Annotated in this window: 13 protein-coding genes; 10 read left to right on the top strand and 3 right to left on the bottom strand. The window is 39.4% G+C overall.

Annotation, left to right across the window (positions count from 1 at the left end):
* Positions 1–185: 185 nt before the first annotated feature.
* Positions 186–1,829 (bottom strand): carbon starvation CstA family protein, encoded by a 1,644-nt coding sequence (locus BVH02_RS13900; protein ID WP_086502063.1) that lies wholly within the window; start codon positions 1,827–1,829, stop codon positions 186–188.
* Positions 1,830–2,056: 227 nt separating this feature from the next.
* Between BVH02_RS13900 and accD the strand changes: the two genes are divergently transcribed.
* The 7 genes from accD (at position 2,057) to BVH02_RS13865 (ending at position 9,100) form a co-directional block, all read left to right on the top strand.
* On the top strand, positions 2,057–2,899 hold the full coding sequence (accD, locus tag BVH02_RS13895; RefSeq protein WP_086502062.1) for an acetyl-CoA carboxylase, carboxyltransferase subunit beta: 843 nt from the start codon (positions 2,057–2,059) through the stop codon (positions 2,897–2,899).
* 130 nt (positions 2,900–3,029) lie between these two features.
* The gene (gene nqrF / locus BVH02_RS13890; protein ID WP_086502061.1) at positions 3,030–4,331 is read left to right on the top strand and encodes an NADH:ubiquinone reductase (Na(+)-transporting) subunit F; all 1,302 of its coding nucleotides are present in this window, start codon (positions 3,030–3,032) and stop codon (positions 4,329–4,331) included.
* Between the two features lie 81 nt (positions 4,332–4,412).
* Complete coding sequence (locus BVH02_RS13885) at positions 4,413–5,564, top strand: formimidoylglutamase (protein WP_086502060.1); 1,152 nt, start codon at positions 4,413–4,415, stop codon at positions 5,562–5,564.
* Complete coding sequence (locus BVH02_RS13880; protein WP_086502059.1) at positions 5,564–5,791, top strand: cytochrome b5 domain-containing protein; 228 nt, start codon at positions 5,564–5,566, stop codon at positions 5,789–5,791. Before BVH02_RS13885 ends, BVH02_RS13880 begins: the two co-directional genes overlap by 1 nt.
* Positions 5,792–6,634, top strand: a complete 843-nt coding sequence (locus tag BVH02_RS13875; protein ID WP_086502058.1) for an N-acetylglucosamine kinase — start codon at positions 5,792–5,794, stop codon at positions 6,632–6,634.
* Positions 6,635–6,730: 96 nt separating this feature from the next.
* Positions 6,731–7,543, top strand: a complete 813-nt coding sequence (murQ, locus tag BVH02_RS13870; protein ID WP_191278339.1) for an N-acetylmuramic acid 6-phosphate etherase — start codon at positions 6,731–6,733, stop codon at positions 7,541–7,543.
* Positions 7,544–7,699: 156 nt separating this feature from the next.
* Positions 7,700–9,100 carry a pseudouridine synthase gene (locus BVH02_RS13865; protein WP_086502056.1) on the top strand — a complete coding sequence of 467 codons (1,401 nt, stop codon included), beginning with the start codon at positions 7,700–7,702 and terminating at the stop codon, positions 9,098–9,100.
* Positions 9,101–9,156: 56 nt separating this feature from the next.
* On the opposite strand, the gene BVH02_RS13860 is transcribed toward BVH02_RS13865, so the two are convergent.
* Positions 9,157–9,360 carry a hypothetical protein gene (locus BVH02_RS13860; protein WP_086502055.1) on the bottom strand — a complete coding sequence of 68 codons (204 nt, stop codon included), beginning with the start codon at positions 9,358–9,360 and terminating at the stop codon, positions 9,157–9,159.
* 12 nt (positions 9,361–9,372) lie between these two features.
* Positions 9,373–10,911 carry a glutamate--tRNA ligase gene (gene gltX / locus BVH02_RS13855; RefSeq protein ID WP_086502054.1) on the bottom strand — a complete coding sequence of 513 codons (1,539 nt, stop codon included), beginning with the start codon at positions 10,909–10,911 and terminating at the stop codon, positions 9,373–9,375.
* A gap of 419 nt (positions 10,912–11,330) precedes the next feature.
* On the opposite strand from gltX, the gene BVH02_RS13850 reads away from it, so the two are divergent.
* The 3 genes from BVH02_RS13850 to mfd all read left to right on the top strand — a co-directional run bounded on the left by BVH02_RS13850 (position 11,331) and on the right by mfd (position 16,727).
* The gene (locus tag BVH02_RS13850) at positions 11,331–12,572 is read left to right on the top strand and encodes a hypothetical protein (protein ID WP_086502053.1); all 1,242 of its coding nucleotides are present in this window, start codon (positions 11,331–11,333) and stop codon (positions 12,570–12,572) included.
* On the top strand, positions 12,569–13,159 hold the full coding sequence (locus BVH02_RS13845) for a hypothetical protein (protein WP_086502052.1): 591 nt from the start codon (positions 12,569–12,571) through the stop codon (positions 13,157–13,159). Before BVH02_RS13850 ends, BVH02_RS13845 begins: the two co-directional genes overlap by 4 nt.
* Positions 13,160–13,373: 214 nt before the next feature.
* Positions 13,374–16,727: a transcription-repair coupling factor gene (gene mfd / locus BVH02_RS13840; RefSeq protein WP_086502051.1), complete on the top strand. Its 3,354-nt coding sequence runs from the start codon at positions 13,374–13,376 to the stop codon at positions 16,725–16,727.
* Positions 16,728–16,834: the final 107 nt, after the last annotated feature.

Genomic DNA, 16,834 nt, shown 5'->3' with positions numbered 1-16,834 from the left:
TACTATTCATTTGGAAATATTTTTTAGACTTATTTTCGGCCTAGTTTATTGATATTTCCTTTAAATGGTGTTCGCAAAGTGGTATGCCACCGATATCAGGTGATTAGCTTGCTTGTTAATTCTAAAAACTACCCTACACATTAAAACTATGCAAGAAGGATGCAGAGGTATGTTTATTATTTACTTCATGTCTTTTGAAGTGCTTTTGCGGGTTCATTAACCTCTTTTTTCAGGCTTTTTGTAGCCAAAACCATCAAGGAAATTGCCAGAATAAAAAGAAGGGAAGCGATTATAGCAAGGACATAAACCTCATCTTTAAAGTTTTTCCATGCAAATAGTCCTAAGGAAGAAAGTGTGACTGTGAACATGAAGAACATCGGTATGGTCACGAAAAGTGCATTTATCTTTTTCTTGATCAGCCAAACAGCAATTGTCAAAAGTGCTAGAGCTGCAAGCAACTGATTGGCAGAACCAAATATTGGCCAGAGCGTTGTGAACTCACCTGAAAGTAATAGGAGGATAGAAAATATTACCACAATTCCTGTTGAGACGTATCGATTTTTAGCTAGATATTGACCAGCTGCCTGAGGCACGTCTTCAAAGTATTCCTGTAAAGTGAACCTCGCTAATCGAGTGCAGGTATCTAAAGTGGTAAGAGCAAATGCAGAAACTGTCAAAGCCACAAACCCAACAGCAAAAGCTTCGGAAATCCCCAAGGTAGCAATCATTCCTCCTAAACCAGTGGAGAATAGAGCTACTGGACCTTCCCCGGAAAGGCGGGACATATATTCACCACGAGTTAAGATTACTACTGCTGCTACAGAAATTATTGCTAAAAATGACTCTATTAGCATACCTCCAAATCCTACCAATTTAGCATCTGACTCTTTATCCAATTGCTTAGATGTGGTGCCTGAAGCCACTAATGAATGAAATCCACTGATAGCTCCGCAAGCGATGGTTACAAAGAGTACTGGGAAAATGTAGCCTAAATTTTCATCGGATATGTGTATTTCATTACTCATTTGGATTTCAGGATTGGCAATGAATACACCCAATACCGCTGCTATTATCAAACCGTACAGCAGAAAACTATTCAGGTAATCTCGGGGTTGAAGTAGCATGCCTACTGGAGTAACAGACGCTATGAATGCATAAGCCAACAATGCCAAAACCCATATTTTGTAATCTAGCACAAATGGGAATTGCATACCTAGATAGACAAAGAAGTACATCAAGATCACTCCAATTATTGTGATGATGATAAAAGCTGTTTTTCTATTTCCCAAAGATTTATTCACAATACCGAAGACAATGGCTAAGAAAATAAATAGAATGGACGCTGATGCAACGCCTGGATTTGTGACAAATGTTTTGGCAATAATATCGGCGAATACTCCTATTACAAGGATTAAAGTTGAAAAACTGAAGATTACAAAAAGCTGTTTGCCTTTCATTCCAATTTGATTTCGGATGATAACTCCAATTGATTTTCCATCGGTTTTGAGGGAAGTGGCCATACTTCCCAGGTCGTGAACAGCGCCAAAAAAAATACCTCCAACTAAGATCCAAATTACGGCGGGAATCCAACCAAACGTCACTGCAATGATCGGCCCTACAATTGGACCTGCACCTGCAATAGATGCGAAATGATGACCTAAAACCACGATAGGCTTACTTGGCTCATAATCCACGCCATCTCGATGTGTATGTGATGGAGCAGGGTTTTTGTCATTTAAGTCAAATTTTCGGTAAACATATTTGCCGTAAACTTTGTAAGCTGTAAATAAAATAACTGCGGAAATGAGGAGAAGAACTGCTAGGTTCATGATGAGAAATTTTGAGAAGAATAGAATGTACAGGGAAAAATCTAATCGTAATGTGTGAATTCAAAATAAGGTAAATATTAATCACTGAAAAAATGATTTTTCACAATGTGTCATTTACCTATAGGCAATTGATTTCTCCTTCAATTACCAATCAGGTTTTATTTACGGGATTTAACGATTAAATTTGTAACCTTTGACTCGTCAAAAAAACAACTTAAACACAATATATGGCTTGGTTTAAAAGAACTGACAAAGGCATCAAAACATCTACAGCTGAAAAGAAAGATGCACCCGATGGCCTTTGGTTTAAGACCCCAAATGGAAACATCATTCATACAAGAGAGCTTAAGAATAATGCTTATGTATGTCCGGATGATGATTTTCATGTGAAAATTGGTTCGAAAGAATATTTCGAAATTCTTTTTGACAACAATAAATTCAAGGAACTGGATGTTAATATGACATCAGCGGATCCATTGAAATTCACCGATACCAAGCCTTATGTTTCCCGAATAGAAGCTACGATCCAGAAAACAGAGTTGAATGACGCTGTTCGATCTGCTGTTGGGAAGATGAATGGATTGGACATCGTGATCTCATGTATGGATTTTAATTTCATCGGTGGATCTATGGGTTCTGTCGTGGGGGAAAAAATAGCAAGGGCTATTGATCACTCCCTGAAAAATAAGATTCCATTTTTAATGATCTCCAAATCTGGTGGTGCTCGGATGATGGAAGCAGGCTTTTCTTTAATGCAAATGGCGAAAACCTCTGCCAAGCTTGCATTATTAAATCAAGCAGGTGTTCCGTATATCTCTATGCTAACCGATCCTACTACAGGTGGCGTGACTGCTTCCTATGCGATGTTAGGCGATTTCAATATTGCAGAACCGGAAGCACTGATTGGTTTTGCAGGTCCAAGAGTAATTCGTGAGACAATTGGGAAAGATTTACCTAAGGGATTCCAAAGTTCAGAATTTGTTTTGGAGCATGGATTTCTAGATTTCATCGTAGATCGACGCCAATTGAAGGGCCGATTGACCACCTTGCTAAACCTTTTAAATAATTAAACGCTTTACTGTTATAAGGATTTGATTATTCGACCCAAATTTGAGCAATGATTTGGTCTCTTTTAGTGATTAATAAATATATTTGTGCTCCCGTTTGGGGCATCCATAAGAAATATTAAACCGAAATTTCATGGTTTCAGTGATTATTACTTCCATCGTAGCATTTACAGTAATTATCTTGCTACTGGTATTCATCCTCCTTTTTGCCCAGTCTAAACTGGTCAATTCAGGTGATGTCAGCATCATCATCAATGGTGACGAGAGCTCCCCAATTGTAACTGCAGCGGGAACAACACTGCTTTCTACATTAGGAAGCCAAAAAATCTTTCTTCCATCCGCTTGTGGTGGGGGCGGAACTTGTGCTATGTGCAAATGCGTGGTCGAAGAAGGTGGAGGAGAAGTTCTTCCTACCGAAGTAGGCCATTTGAGCAGAGCAGAGCAGCAAAGTAACGTTCGTTTAGCATGTCAGGTGAAAGTTAAAAATGACATGAAGATCAGAGTACCTGATGAGATCTTTGGTATTAAGAAGTGGGAGTGTGAGGTTGTTTCTAACTACAACGTCTCTACTTTTATCAAAGAATTCAAGGTGAAACTTCCTGAAGGAGAGACGCTTGATTTTGAGGCAGGTGGATACATTCAAATTGACGTTCCTGTAATAAAGGTAAATTTCAAGGGAATGGACATCACTCCTCATCCAGATCTTGGTCACCCTGCTGATGTATATCAAAGTGATTGGGATAAGTTCGGACTTTGGGACTTAACGATGAAAAATGATGAGGAGCTATTTAGAGCTTACTCCATGGCAAATCACCCAGCAGAAGGTAATATCGTGATGCTTACTATTCGTATAGCTACTCCACCATGGGATAGAGCGAATAACAAATGGATGGATGTAAATCCTGGAGTTTGTTCTTCCTATGTATTCTCTAGAGTTCCTGGCGATAAAGTAACTATATCTGGTCCTTATGGAGAATTCCATATCAATCCTACGCAGCGTGAGATGGTTTACATCGGCGGTGGTGCAGGTATGGCGCCATTGAGAGCACAGATTTTCCATCTTTTCCATACTGAGAAAACCAGCAGAAAGGTTTCTTATTGGTATGGAGGTAGATCAAAAAAGGAGCTTTTCTATGTTCCTCAATTCAGAGATATCGAAAAAGACTTCCCGAACTTCCAGTTTAATATTGGTTTGTCGGAGCCACTTCCAGAAGATAATTGGAAGCTTAAGAAGTCAGCGGAGGAAGAAGGTGACGGATACGTTGGTTTCATTCACCAAGTACTTTATGACAATTACTTGAAAAATCACCCTGAGCCAGATGAAGTAGAATATTACCTATGTGGCCCTCCTTTGATGAACTCAGCAGTATTGAAATTGCTTGATGATCTAGGAATTCCTCAGGAAAACATCCGATTTGATGACTTCGGAGGTTAATTTATAATTAAAGATCCCGCTCAGGCGGGATTTTTTATTGACATCCTTTTTTGATTATTTTTACCAAAGACAATCACCCTTATGAATATCCAGTCCTACTTCGATCCGGTTGCTGAATACCTTTGGCAGAAATCATATTCCCACAATTCATTCTTTAAGCAAATACACTTTTTCGGTGAAGAATTTCCTGATCTAAAAGGAGTGCAAATTGCCTTAGTCGGAATCAAAGAAAACCGAGGTCTAGCCAAGGTAGAGAGTGCAGACCGCGGAAGTAGCGAGATTCGTGAGAAGCTGTATGAGCTTAAGAAAGGCTTTGGAGCCTACAGAGTAGCTGATTTAGGCGATTTGATTTCGGGAGAACAGCTTAGTGATACTTATCAAAGAATTCAGGAGGTAGGAGAGTTTCTCATGAAACAACAAATTCTGCCGATCTATTTTGGAGGGTCTCATGATTTGGATTACGGGCAATATTTGTCCTACCAGAAAATGAAAAAGCTAGTGAGTTTATTGACTGTGGATGCAAAATTAGACATGGAAGAGGATGGACCTCTTGCGGACCAACACACGCAAGAGATCATTTTGCATCAGCCTAATTTTCTCTTTTCCTCAGCACACTTAGCTTATCAGAGTTTCCTAGTAGACCCTTCCCTGATCAATGTAGTAGAAAAGTTATACTTTGAACATGTTCGCTTGGGAGAACTAAGAAATGAGTTTAAAGAGGTGGAACCGTTGATTAGAAATGCTGATTTGTTAAGCTTTGACTTATGTGCAATCCAGTCTGCGGATGCTCCCGGAGCTGTCAATGCCGAGCCTTTTGGACTTACAGGTGAGGAAGCTTGTCAGATTTGCTGGTTTGCGGGGACAAATGAAAAACTGAGCTCAATTGGGATTTATGGCTATGACCCTTATTACGACGATTCGGTCAATAAGACTGCAAAAGTAGTATCAGTGATGATTTGGTATTTCTTGGAAGGTTTCTATTCTCGCAAGGACAGCCTCTCTTTCAAGAGCAGTGATTATACCAAGTACACAGTTTCATTAGACTCCAAACCAAACACGCTGGTTTTCTATAAAAGTAAAAGAAGTGGCAAATGGTGGATGGAAATTCCTCACAATGAAACTGAAAAATTTGACAGAGTAAGTACAGTGCCGTGTAGCTATGCTGACTATCAGATGGCACAAAAAGGTGAGATTCCTGAGCGTTGGATCAATGCTCAAATCAAACTTCTTTGATGAAAATCTATACTAAGCAGCAACTTGCGCTAAGAAATGGTCAGGATAAACCCGAAATATGGGTTGCCTATCAAGGAACAATATATGATGTGACTAGTTCTAGACTTTGGAAAAAAGGCATGCACTATGAGCATTGGGCTGGCCAGGATCTCACTGAAGAGCTTCCAGATGCACCCCACACAGAAAAAGTATTTGAGAAATTTGAAGCCATAGGGCAATTAGCATAAATGATTTTAATCGCAGATAGTGGTTCCAGCAAAACTGACTGGAGAGTAATTCATTCTGACATGAGAATCAGTCAGCATAGGGGAATTGGTTTTAACCCGTATTACCAAACCTCCGAAGAAATGTCTATTCAGATGCAGAATAGTTTTCTGGTGAATTTGGAAACTGAAATCGAAGAGATATTTTTTTATGGGGCAGGTTGCTCTACCGATGATAGAAGAAATGACGTTTCATCTGCCTTGAAAACGGTTTTTCCAAAAGCTAAAATCACAATTGACCACGATCTCAATGCGGCGGCTAAGGCCACTTGCGGGCATCAATCTGGAATAGCTTGCATTTTAGGAACTGGATCGAACAGCTGTGATTACGATGGGAAACAAATTGTGGATAAGCGCCCTTCTCCAGGTTATATTTTTGGCGATGAAGGCGGCGGAGGCTATGTTGGCAGGAAGCTTTTGAAAGATTTTATCAATGACGAGATGCCATTAGAAATCAAGCAGGCCTTAATTGATAGCTTTCAGCTGAATAGTACGATGATTCAGGAAAATGTTTATCAACAGCCTTTTCCTAATAGATACATGGCTAGTTTTTGTAAATTCATTACGGAGCATAAATCAAATCTTTATTGCTACATGCTTTACTACAATTCTTTTCAGGAGTTCTTTAAGCAGCACGTGATGAAGTACAAGGATTATACAGAGAAGCCAGTAAACTTTGTAGGATCGATTGCCTTTTACAACAATGATATACTTCGGAAAGCTGCTTCCGATCTGCAGATTAACGTCAATCTTATTATAGAAAGCCCTATTGCAGGCTTGACACTTTACCACAAAGAGAAATTATAAACACATGAAATTGAGTATTCCTCAGGCGACACCTGCTTGAGGAAAATATCAGTATTGCGAGATTCCATGTGACTCATAAATAACAAATTTAAACGCATGATAGTAACGGAAAGCACCTCTCATTATGACAATCTGGAGCAAATGGATTTGTTGGATTTACTGCATAATATCAATAAAGAGGATAAGAAAGTGCCTTTGGCAGTAGAGAAAGTCATTCCTAACATCCGAGGATTGGTAGATCAGATCGTTCCTAGAATGAAAGCAGGAGGCAGGCTGATTTATATCGGTGCTGGTACAAGTGGCAGACTTGGCGTATTGGATGCATCAGAGTGTCCCCCTACCTATGGTGTTCCATTTGACATGGTGCTTGGAATCATAGCGGGTGGTGATACCGCGATCAGAAAGGCCGTAGAAAATGCGGAAGACGATCCTGATCAAGCTTGGAATGATATCTTGATATATGGTTTCAATGAACATGATACGGTTATAGGCATTGCTGCATCTGGTACAACTCCCTATGTGATTGGTGGTGTGAAAACAGCTCGTGAAAAAGGATTATTGACGGGAAGCATTACCTGTAATCCAGATTCTCCGCTCTCTCAAGAAGTGGATCATCCTATCGAAGCAGTTGTAGGACCGGAGTTCATCACGGGAAGTACACGTATGAAATCGGGTACAGCTCAGAAACTAGTTCTCAATATGATCTCTACCACGGTGATGATCAAACTCGGAAAAGTGAAAGGTAATAAAATGGTAGATATGCAGCTTTCGAATGCGAAACTCGTGCAGAGAGGCACTAAGATGATCATGGAAGCAACAGGGCTAGATGAGGAGACAGCTAATAGACTTCTACTGAGTGAAGGTTCTGTTCGGAATGCAACCGAATACTTTTATAAACACCTGAACTAGGGTTTGCCAAAAGCTGACAGGTTTCCTAATCTAGATTATTTTTGTAGTGCATGATTAGATATCTCCAGATAGGCCTTACCTTTGCAGCCGATTAAGCGGTTGAAAACCAAGCGCTTATTTTAATTATAATCAATCCAGCAGTGATGCTGCAAATCTATGAGAGATAACAATTCAAAAAAGCCGTTTTTCGGCGAAGGTAAAAAAGACTCCAAACCATCTAACTCAGGTCAACGAGGCGGTTTTAAAGGGAAGTCAGACGGATTTAAAAGTAAATCTGAAGGATACCAAGGAAAATCAGAAGGGTATAAAGGAAAGTCAGAAGGTTTCAATAAATCTAAAGATTCAGGTTTCTCTAAATCTGGACCAGGCAAGAAGTCCTTTGGGAAAAGCGAAGATGATTTTTCTGATTTTAGCAAAAAACCTAGATCGATCAGTAAGTCCGGATTCAAAAATCTAGGCGAGAAGAAGTTTGGTTCAAAAGGACCTTTTGGGGTTAAAAAAGAACAAGGCTCAGACTTTTCAGAAAAGAAGGATTTTGGTGGAGCTAAGAAGCAATTTTTCGGGAAAAAAGAAGAGGCAGAAGGCCCAAAGCCATACAAAAGAGATGCTAAGCCAGGCAAATCCGATTCTTCAGAAAAATCAGAAGGTCTTATTTATAAAGGTCGTGGAAGGGATCAGAAACCAGTTTTTGCAGCAGGAAAACCAACCTACAAGTCTGACAAATCTGAAAAGAAAGACAGTAAGGGATTTGGTAAAAAGCGTTTTGTGGATCAGGATACAGATATAGAAAGACCAGATTACAATTTTGACGCGCTTCCTCAGAAAAAGAAAAAAATGGAGGCTGATGAGAGTCTCATTCGCTTGAATAAATACATCGCCAACTCTGGGATTTGCAGCAGAAGAGAAGCTGATTCATTGATCAGCAATGGTTTGGTGACCTTGAATGGAGAGATCTGCACAGAGCTTGGAAGAAAAGTAAAGAAAACTGATCGCGTAGTATATCAAGGGAGAAAGATCAATCCTGAGAAACCTACCTACGTTTTGCTGAATAAGCCAAAGGATTTCATCACGACAACTGATGATCCGATGGATCGCAAAACGGTGATGCACCTAGTTGGGAATGCTTGTGAAGAGCGAATCTTCCCTGTTGGTCGTCTCGATAGAAATACCACTGGACTATTATTGTTCACTAATGATGGAGAATTAGCTGCTAAGCTTTCTCACCCATCCAATCAGATCAAGAAGATCTATCAGGTGACTTTAGATAAGCCATTGACGAAAAAAGACGAAGAAGCAATCAACGAAGGATTGACTCTGGAAGACGGAAAAGTGGATGTGGATGATTTTCAGGTGTTGTCTTTAGATAGAACTATCCTTGGTTTGGAGATTCATATTGGAAGAAACAGAATTGTGAGAAGACTCTTCGCTCATCTGGGTTATGATGTGACAGCCCTTGATAGAGTGGTTTTCGCAGGACTTGACAAAAAAGATTTGAAACGAGGGCATTACCGCTTCCTCTCAGAGCAGGAAGTGATTCGCTTGAAGTTCTTTATATAAACAGAAAAAGCTCCCAAATCGGGAGCTTTTTTTATGTGTTAGCGAGAAATATTGATTTAAGATTTCTCTTCCTTTTCGTCAGATTTCAAATCATCTCTGTCTTTCAGTTTTTTGTCCTCTACATTCTTATTGAGAAACTCATTGATTTTATCAATAGAAAAGGAAGAGGAGATCTCACCAAAGGAATTTATTTGCATTTTGAAACCGTTCAAGTCTTCATGGACTTTCGGATCTTCATTTTTCTTTTTCTTCTTAGTCATAAGCTTAAGGTTTTAACCGATTACATCTAATGTGGCTAACGCAAATCTGATACGCTTGGCTGCTTCTTCAGCTCCTAAAATAGCAAATATCTCCATCATATCAGGTCCCACTCCATTTCCAGTCACAGCAAGACGTACGGCTTGCATCACTTTTCCAAGTTTTATGTCCTTAGCCTCAGCAGTTTCATTCAGCATGGCTTTTGCCGTTTCTGCATCATACTCGCCAGTGAAACCCTCCAGTAATTCAGCATATGCTGATAGTACAGTGACTGCATCTGAATTCCATCTTTTGCTGGCAATATCTTGATCAAACTCGGTCGGGGCTATTACCACGAATCTACTTCCTTGCCAAATCTCCGCAGGAAATGTAACCCGCTCTTTCATCAAACCGACTAAAGCTTCGGCGGTATCTTGAAGAATTGTAATTTCTTCATTCGCAGCATCAGCGATCACATAGTGCGCTAATTCTCCATTTGATTTTGATTTCAAATACTGCTCATTGAACCACTTGGCTTTCGCTATATCAAACTTGGTTCCTGACTTACCGATTCGCTCCATAGAGAATGCTTCGATCAACTCACTCATGGAGAAAATCTCACGCTCGTCTCCAGGATTCCAGCCTAGGAAAGCTAAGAAATTCAAAAATGCATCTGGTAAGTAGCCAGCTTCTCGGAAACCTGCCGCAGTTTCACCATCCTCCTTATTTTCCCAGTTTAGAGGGAAAACAGGAAAACCTAACTTATCTCCGTCACGCTTGGAAAGCTTTCCATTTCCGTCAGGCTTCAGTAAGAGTGGTAAGTGAGCAAACTGAGGCATCGTTTCTTCCCAGCCAAAGAACTTGTAAAGCAAAACGTGCAATGGAGCAGATGGAAGCCATTCCTCACCACGGATCACGTGGGTAATATTCATCAAATGATCATCTACGATGTTTGCCAAGTGATAGGTTGGCATACCGTCAGACTTCATCAGTACTTTATCATCTAGTGTGGAGGAGTGAACCATCACCCAACCACGGATCATGTCATTTAGGCGCACATCCTCTTTAAGGGGGATTTTGACACGAATCACATAGGGATCTCCTGATGCTAGTCTAGCTTTCACTTCATCTTCCGAAAGAGTCAGCGAATTATTCATCTGAGTTCTCGTGATACTATTGTATTGTGGCTGAACTACGCGCGCAGCAGTCAAGCGCTCGCGCATGGCATCGAGTTCTTCTGAGGTGTCAAACGCATAATAAGCATGCCCAGCTTCTACCAAGTCAAGCGCATATTTCATGTAGCTATCTTTGCGCTCAGACTGGCGATATGGGCCGTCCTCACCTGGATTCCAAGGGCTCTCGTCAGGAGAAATACCTAGCCAAGCCAAAGATTCCTGAATGTAAGCTTCAGCTCTAGGCACAAAGCGCGCTTGATCGGTGTCTTCGATTCTTAAAAGGAATTTACCGCCCATTTTGCGGGCAAAAAGGTAATTGTAAAGTGCGGTACGTACACCGCCGATATGTAAAGCCCCCGTTGGTGAGGGAGCGAATCTTACGCGAACTTCTCTACTCATGGATTTATGTGTCAATACCCTCGTCAGTAAATGGGAAGGCTTATTTTGATTATTATGATCAGGGGGCAAAGATAGGGAAATGGAAATTCAATAATCTAAATGATTAAAGACTCTAGGATGACGATTGATGTGCAACTTCAATCTTAATTTTTTTTTAATAGCAATGTCAGTGCTTATTTGGCGAAATCTGAGAAGCAATCAAACAATTTAAATAGCTCTGAAATTCAGCTTTCATTCTACTTAAACATTGATTTTTGTCAAAAAATACAGTTTACATTGATGATCTAGTTTTAAATACAGTTTTCATAGTGCATATTTGCACCCTTATTGTAAACAAACCAACATTTTAAGTATTATTATGAAGTCAGAAAATTACAAAAACCTTTTTTGTAATAACTCTTTGTTTCACATTTTCTTGTGTGGACCAGGTTCAAGAACCTAATATTGATTTTGTTCAAAATGTAGAAAAAGGAAAGAGAGTTAGTGTTGATTATGAAAAGAACTTGGCTGAATTGAGCTTAGTTTTTGGAGAGGTGTTAAAAGATCCACAAGCATTGAATGAGTTATTCTCATTTTCTAAAATTGATGGTAACTCAGGAAGTATTAAGTATAATTTAAAAAAATTGTTTGAAAAGGGTGAAAATCCAACATCTAGAAAAAAATCAGCGATAGTGGATGCATTTAAAAGATTAACTAATGAAAAAGCAAGGTTGACGAACAGTTCACCTACTTATTTGATTGATTTTATTGAGAATAACAATATTTCAGTTACTGCTCCTTATTTAGCTGAAGACTTCAAAATGGATGAAATTAATGAATTGACGGTTTCTTGGTGGACAGAGGAGTTTGAAAGGGAAAACTTGGAGAAAGATGTAAATTGGACTGGAAAGACCAGAGCTGTTAAATTGAAGTTTGATTCCTTAGTATTTCCTTCTATTGATGAAACATTGGAAGCTAACTATTTTTTAGTTGATGATGAGTGGGCAATGGTAAACCCGACTGTTGTTTTAGGAAATTTTGATGAGCCTACCTCGAATGAAATTGAAGATGGTCAAGATAAAGTTAGTAACAATATGAGGCTAAATGGCGCCCCTGTTCAACTGTGTGATGTAAATGGAAAATCATCTCAAAATCTTATAGTGAAAATTCCTGCTATAAGATTAGAAGAAAATATTGCTTCTTGGCCAAAGGATAATCATATATATCTCTGGGTTGGAACTTCAGGCAGTGTAACTCAAGGAACTAATGGTACGCCAAACATTTCAGCGGACGTAAATATGCCGATTGGAGGGCTGAAAATTACCAGAAAAGAAGCCAATATTCAAAGATGGAAAAGTACTGAAACACCATTTATTATTTCTAATTGGAATCCAGATGCAGATAATATGTATTTAGTTTGGGGTTATGTAAAATCTAATGTGAACATTGATGTGACTGGATCTATAAAAGCCACAAAAGATGGGGTCTCTACTGAATTAAGTGTTAAAATTGCTAAAAAAGAGGAAATTCAATTAATTTCAGCTTTGTCATTTGATAAGTGTTTTACACTTTATAATAATGTAAATGGGCTTGATCAAGGATATGGTTATTATGGTGATACTAGTTATCCTAAGTATCCTTTTGGAAAAATTAGAGCATATTTTACTTTAGAGACATTATGAGAAATATTATAAATTTATCTATCGTTTTAGTTATTTTCCTCAGTTCTTTTTCTGTAGGAGAAAGCCAAGTGCTAAGTACTTCTAAAAACACCATTTCTTGGAATTATACCTTTTATCAAGGTCAAAAAAATGGAGGAGGGGAGGTCTTATCCCAAGGTATTGTGATAGGTTATTCTAGATATTTTACCAAAAGAATATATGCTGATATTAGTTATGGGATGATGCATTTCGAAGGGAGAAACAGCAGTTTCTTTCTGGATGATGATGAAATAGATTTTATCAACATGAGAACATATTCAATAGGGGCAGGATATGACTTGTTTCAGTCTGATAAATTTATTCTTTCTGGTGAATTAGCATATTTACGCCAAACCAATGAACAGCTACTTTCTGAGTACGGATCTCCTGAAGGTGGAACATACGTAAGAGAAACTGGATTGGCCAAAGATGCTACTCTAAGACTAACTATTAAATCCAAAATTTATATAACTGACCATTTGCATGTTATCCCTTCTTATTCACGTGGATTAGGGCTGGGCAAATATAAAAGTGATTGGCTAAGTATAGGTTTAGGTTATAGCTTTTAAAATATGAATTAGAACGGCGGAATATGTGAAATTCCGCCGTTCTATTTTTTGATTTATCCGTTGTAAAGCTATTCTGCTCGGATAAAGACAAAGTTTCCGAACTCTAATCCCCTTCCTATTTTTGGATTAGCTGCGAAAAGCTTTTTGGATTCAATCGTTAGAATTCATAAAACGCTAACTTTGCGCCACCAACTTAGAATCAAACCACAAGCTTTTGGATCGCCAAGATTTTCTTTCCATTTACCAATCAGACCCTATTTTTCAAACGATCGCGCACGAGATTTCAAGTAGCGACAAGCTCACACACCAGATAAAGGGCTTATCGGGAAGTTTGGATATGGTGCTATTTTCTTCTCTTTTTCAGACCAAAGGAGGATTTCATCTGATCATAGCGCAAGACAAAGAGGAAGCTGCTTACCTGAATTCTGATATTCAGAATCTGCTGAATAGTGAGGCTCACATGATCTTCCCTTCGAGTTTCAAGCGGGCCTATCAATACGAGGAAATTGACAACGCCAATGTCCTGATGCGTTCTGAGATTCTAAATCTCGTGCTAGAGGAGAAGGGCAAATCACGTATAATCATCACGTATCCCGAGGCGATTTACGAGCGAGTGATCAACAAACGCTCACTTCTTGAAAACACTTTTTCTGCCAAAGTAGGTGAGCAAGTGGATATGGAGTTCGTCACAGAAATCTTGGCTAGCTACGATTTTGAGCGGACGGATTTTGTCTATGAACCAGGTCAATTTGCCATTCGAGGAGGAATTTTGGATGTGTTTTCATTTTCCAATGAGCACCCTTACAGATTAGAGCTTTTTGGAAAAGAGATTGAAAGCATCCGAACTTTTGATCCAGAAAGCCAACTATCAATTGCCAGCGTGGATCAAATAGCGTTGATTCCAAACGTACAAACCAAACTTCTTCAAGAAGTGCGGCAATCATTCTTGAGCTTTCTGCCCGAGCAAACGATCGTCTGGATTAAGGATTATCAGTTGACATTGGATGTGATGGATGAGTGCTTTCACAAAGCATCTTTAGCTTTCGACCAGATCATCAATAAAACTAACAATACCAAAGTTGTCCTCGGTCCTGGAGATTTATTTGATAGAGGAAATGACTTTTCAACGCTTTCTGCCAATTTCTCTCGAGTGGAATTTGGGAAGCAGTTTTATTTGAAAAATGCCAAGCAAACTACTTGGGACTCTCAGCCTCAAGCTTCGTTCAATAAGAATTTTGAATTATTAGTAGCGCAACTTGCCGAGAACGAAAAGAAAGGTTTTGTCAATATTCTAACAGCTGAAAATGGTAAGCAGATTGACAGACTGCTGGGGATTTTCAAAGAACTAGACCCGACTTTACAAGTACAAAGTATGCTGCTTGGACTTCGGGAGGGGTTTGACGATAAACAGTCTAAGATTGCCTGTTTTACGGATCATCAGCTTTTTGAGCGTTTTCATCGCTATAAAACCCGAGACAAAGCCAGTAAATCCAAAGCTCTTACTATTAAGGAACTGAAAGCTTTGCACCCAGGCGACTACATCGTTCACGTGGATTATGGAGTTGGCCGATTTGCAGGTTTGGAAAAGGTGGATGTGGTCGGTAAAATGCAGGAAGCAGTTCGACTTGTCTTTAGAGATGATGATTTGCTGTATGTGAATATTCACTCTTTGCATAAAATATCCAAGTTTTCGGGTCAAGAAGGTTCTGCTCCGTCTATGTCTAAACTGGGTTCTCCAGATTGGGAAAATAAGAAATCCAAAGCCAAGAAGCAGGTTAAGGACATTGCAAAGGACTTGATAGCACTTTATGCGAAGCGTAGATCAGCACATGGTTTTGCATTTAATCCTGATTCTGTTCTTCAAATAGAGCTAGAATCTTCCTTTATCTACGAAGATACTCCTGACCAAGCTACAGCCACACAGGATGTAAAAACGGATATGGAAAAATCATATCCTATGGACCGACTGGTCTGTGGTGATGTGGGTTTTGGAAAAACTGAAGTTGCGATACGAGCAGCTTTCAAGGCGGTGAATGATCGTAAGCAAGTAGCTATTTTGGTTCCTACTACGATTCTGGCGATGCAGCATTTCCAGACGTTTAGTGAACGCTTGGGTAATTTCCCTGTGAAAATTGAATACATCAATCGCTTTCGCAGCGCTAAAGAAATCAAAGAAATCATAGCTCAAGTTAAAACTGGAGAGATTGATATTCTAGTAGGTACACATAAGATTGTCAATAAGGACATCGTCTTTAGGGATTTGGGCCTTTTGGTGATTGATGAGGAGCAGAAGTTTGGAGTGAAAGTAAAAGATCAGCTGAAAAACCTCCGTGTAAACGTAGATGTGCTCACCTTGACAGCGACGCCAATTCCAAGAACTTTACACTTTTCCCTCATGGGAGCAAGAGACTTATCTATCATTGCTACGCCTCCGCCAAATCGTCAGCCAGTAACTACAGAAGTTCAAACCTTCCAAGAAGAAGTAATTCGGGATGCAATTTCTTATGAATTACGACGTGGAGGTCAGGTTTTCTTTGTGCACAATAGGGTAGGAGAGATTGACTCTATTGCCAATTTGATCATGAGGTTAGTTCCTGATGCCCGTGTGGTTGGTGCACATGGCCAGATGGATGGGAAAAAGCTTGAGAAAGTCATGGTGGATTTTATTCATCACGAATACGATGTGTTGGTATCTACCAACATTATAGAATCTGGTTTGGATATCCCAAATGCAAACACGATTATGATCAACCGTGCACACATGTTCGGCATGAGTGATCTGCACCAGATGCGAGGAAGAGTTGGTCGAAGTAACAAGAAAGCATTTTGTTACCTCCTTACTCAACCGATGTCCGGCTTGACAACAGAAGCTAGAAAGCGCATGCAAACGCTGGAGGAATTCTCAGATTTGGGAGATGGTTTCAAAGTGGCGATGAAGGATCTAGATATTCGAGGTGCAGGTAACCTTTTAGGAGCCGAGCAAAGTGGATTTATTACAGACTTAGGCTTTGAGATGTATCACAAGATCCTCGATGAAGCTGTTCAGGAGTTGAAGGAAAATGAATTCGCTGCATTATTTGAAACAGATTTGGCAGAAAAAGTCAAGGTTTTGGTTCAGGATTGTACGATAGAGACAGATTTGGAACTGCTGATTCCTGAAGAGTATGTAGGGAATATCAGTGAGCGTTTGGGGCTTTATTCAAAGCTAGACGCTATCAAGGATGAGGAAGAGCTTGGCAAATTCTCTACCATGCTATTGGATAGATTTGGGCCTTTACCTGCCTCTGTTGTGGATTTGATGGAAACGGTTCGTCTAAGATGGAAAGCAGAGAAGCTTGGAATTGAAAAGTTGGTATTGAAAGGAAGTATAATGAAATGTCACTTATTGCCTTCAACTCGCGATGATTATTATTCTTCGAATATTTTCCAAAAAATCATGCGATTTGCGCAAATGAATAGTAAACTTTGCAAAATAAAGGAGTACAAGAATCGTTTGATTCTTACACTATCCAATGTTTCGACTATTTCTAAGGCGCAAATCAAGCTTAAGGAGATGAATGAAGCATAATTTTGAAATAATTTAATGGCATAAAAATTGCAGATTTGCCTACCGATTTTGTTGATCTCTTGAAGATTTGACTGTTTTTTGTCAAAGCCATTTAAGGGACTTCATAT

Origin of the sequence: Algoriphagus ratkowskyi (genome assembly GCF_002150505.1) — a bacterium.
GTDB classification, from domain to species: Bacteria; Bacteroidota; Bacteroidia; order Cytophagales; family Cyclobacteriaceae; genus Algoriphagus; species Algoriphagus ratkowskyi.
Note: the sequence above shows the minus strand (reverse complement) of the source record. Positions and strands in the feature narration are given on the sequence as shown.

What these genes read in the sequence shown, in the direction of transcription:
- BVH02_RS13900 (WP_086502063.1), bottom strand. Translation starts at nt 1,829, where the DNA reads ATGAACCTAGCAGTTCTTCTCCTCATTTCCGCAGTTATTTTATTTACA.
- accD (WP_086502062.1), top strand. Translation starts at nt 2,057, where the DNA reads ATGGCTTGGTTTAAAAGAACTGACAAAGGCATCAAAACATCTACAGCT.
- nqrF (WP_086502061.1), top strand. Translation starts at nt 3,030, where the DNA reads ATGGTTTCAGTGATTATTACTTCCATCGTAGCATTTACAGTAATTATC.
- BVH02_RS13885 (WP_086502060.1), top strand. Translation starts at nt 4,413, where the DNA reads ATGAATATCCAGTCCTACTTCGATCCGGTTGCTGAATACCTTTGGCAG.
- BVH02_RS13880 (WP_086502059.1), top strand. Translation starts at nt 5,564, where the DNA reads ATGAAAATCTATACTAAGCAGCAACTTGCGCTAAGAAATGGTCAGGAT.
- BVH02_RS13875 (WP_086502058.1), top strand. Translation starts at nt 5,792, where the DNA reads ATGATTTTAATCGCAGATAGTGGTTCCAGCAAAACTGACTGGAGAGTA.
- murQ (WP_191278339.1), top strand. Translation starts at nt 6,731, where the DNA reads ATGATAGTAACGGAAAGCACCTCTCATTATGACAATCTGGAGCAAATG.
- BVH02_RS13865 (WP_086502056.1), top strand. Translation starts at nt 7,700, where the DNA reads ATGAGAGATAACAATTCAAAAAAGCCGTTTTTCGGCGAAGGTAAAAAA.
- BVH02_RS13860 (WP_086502055.1), bottom strand. Translation starts at nt 9,360, where the DNA reads ATGACTAAGAAGAAAAAGAAAAATGAAGATCCGAAAGTCCATGAAGAC.
- gltX (WP_086502054.1), bottom strand. Translation starts at nt 10,911, where the DNA reads ATGAGTAGAGAAGTTCGCGTAAGATTCGCTCCCTCACCAACGGGGGCT.
- BVH02_RS13845 (WP_086502052.1), top strand. Translation starts at nt 12,569, where the DNA reads ATGAGAAATATTATAAATTTATCTATCGTTTTAGTTATTTTCCTCAGT.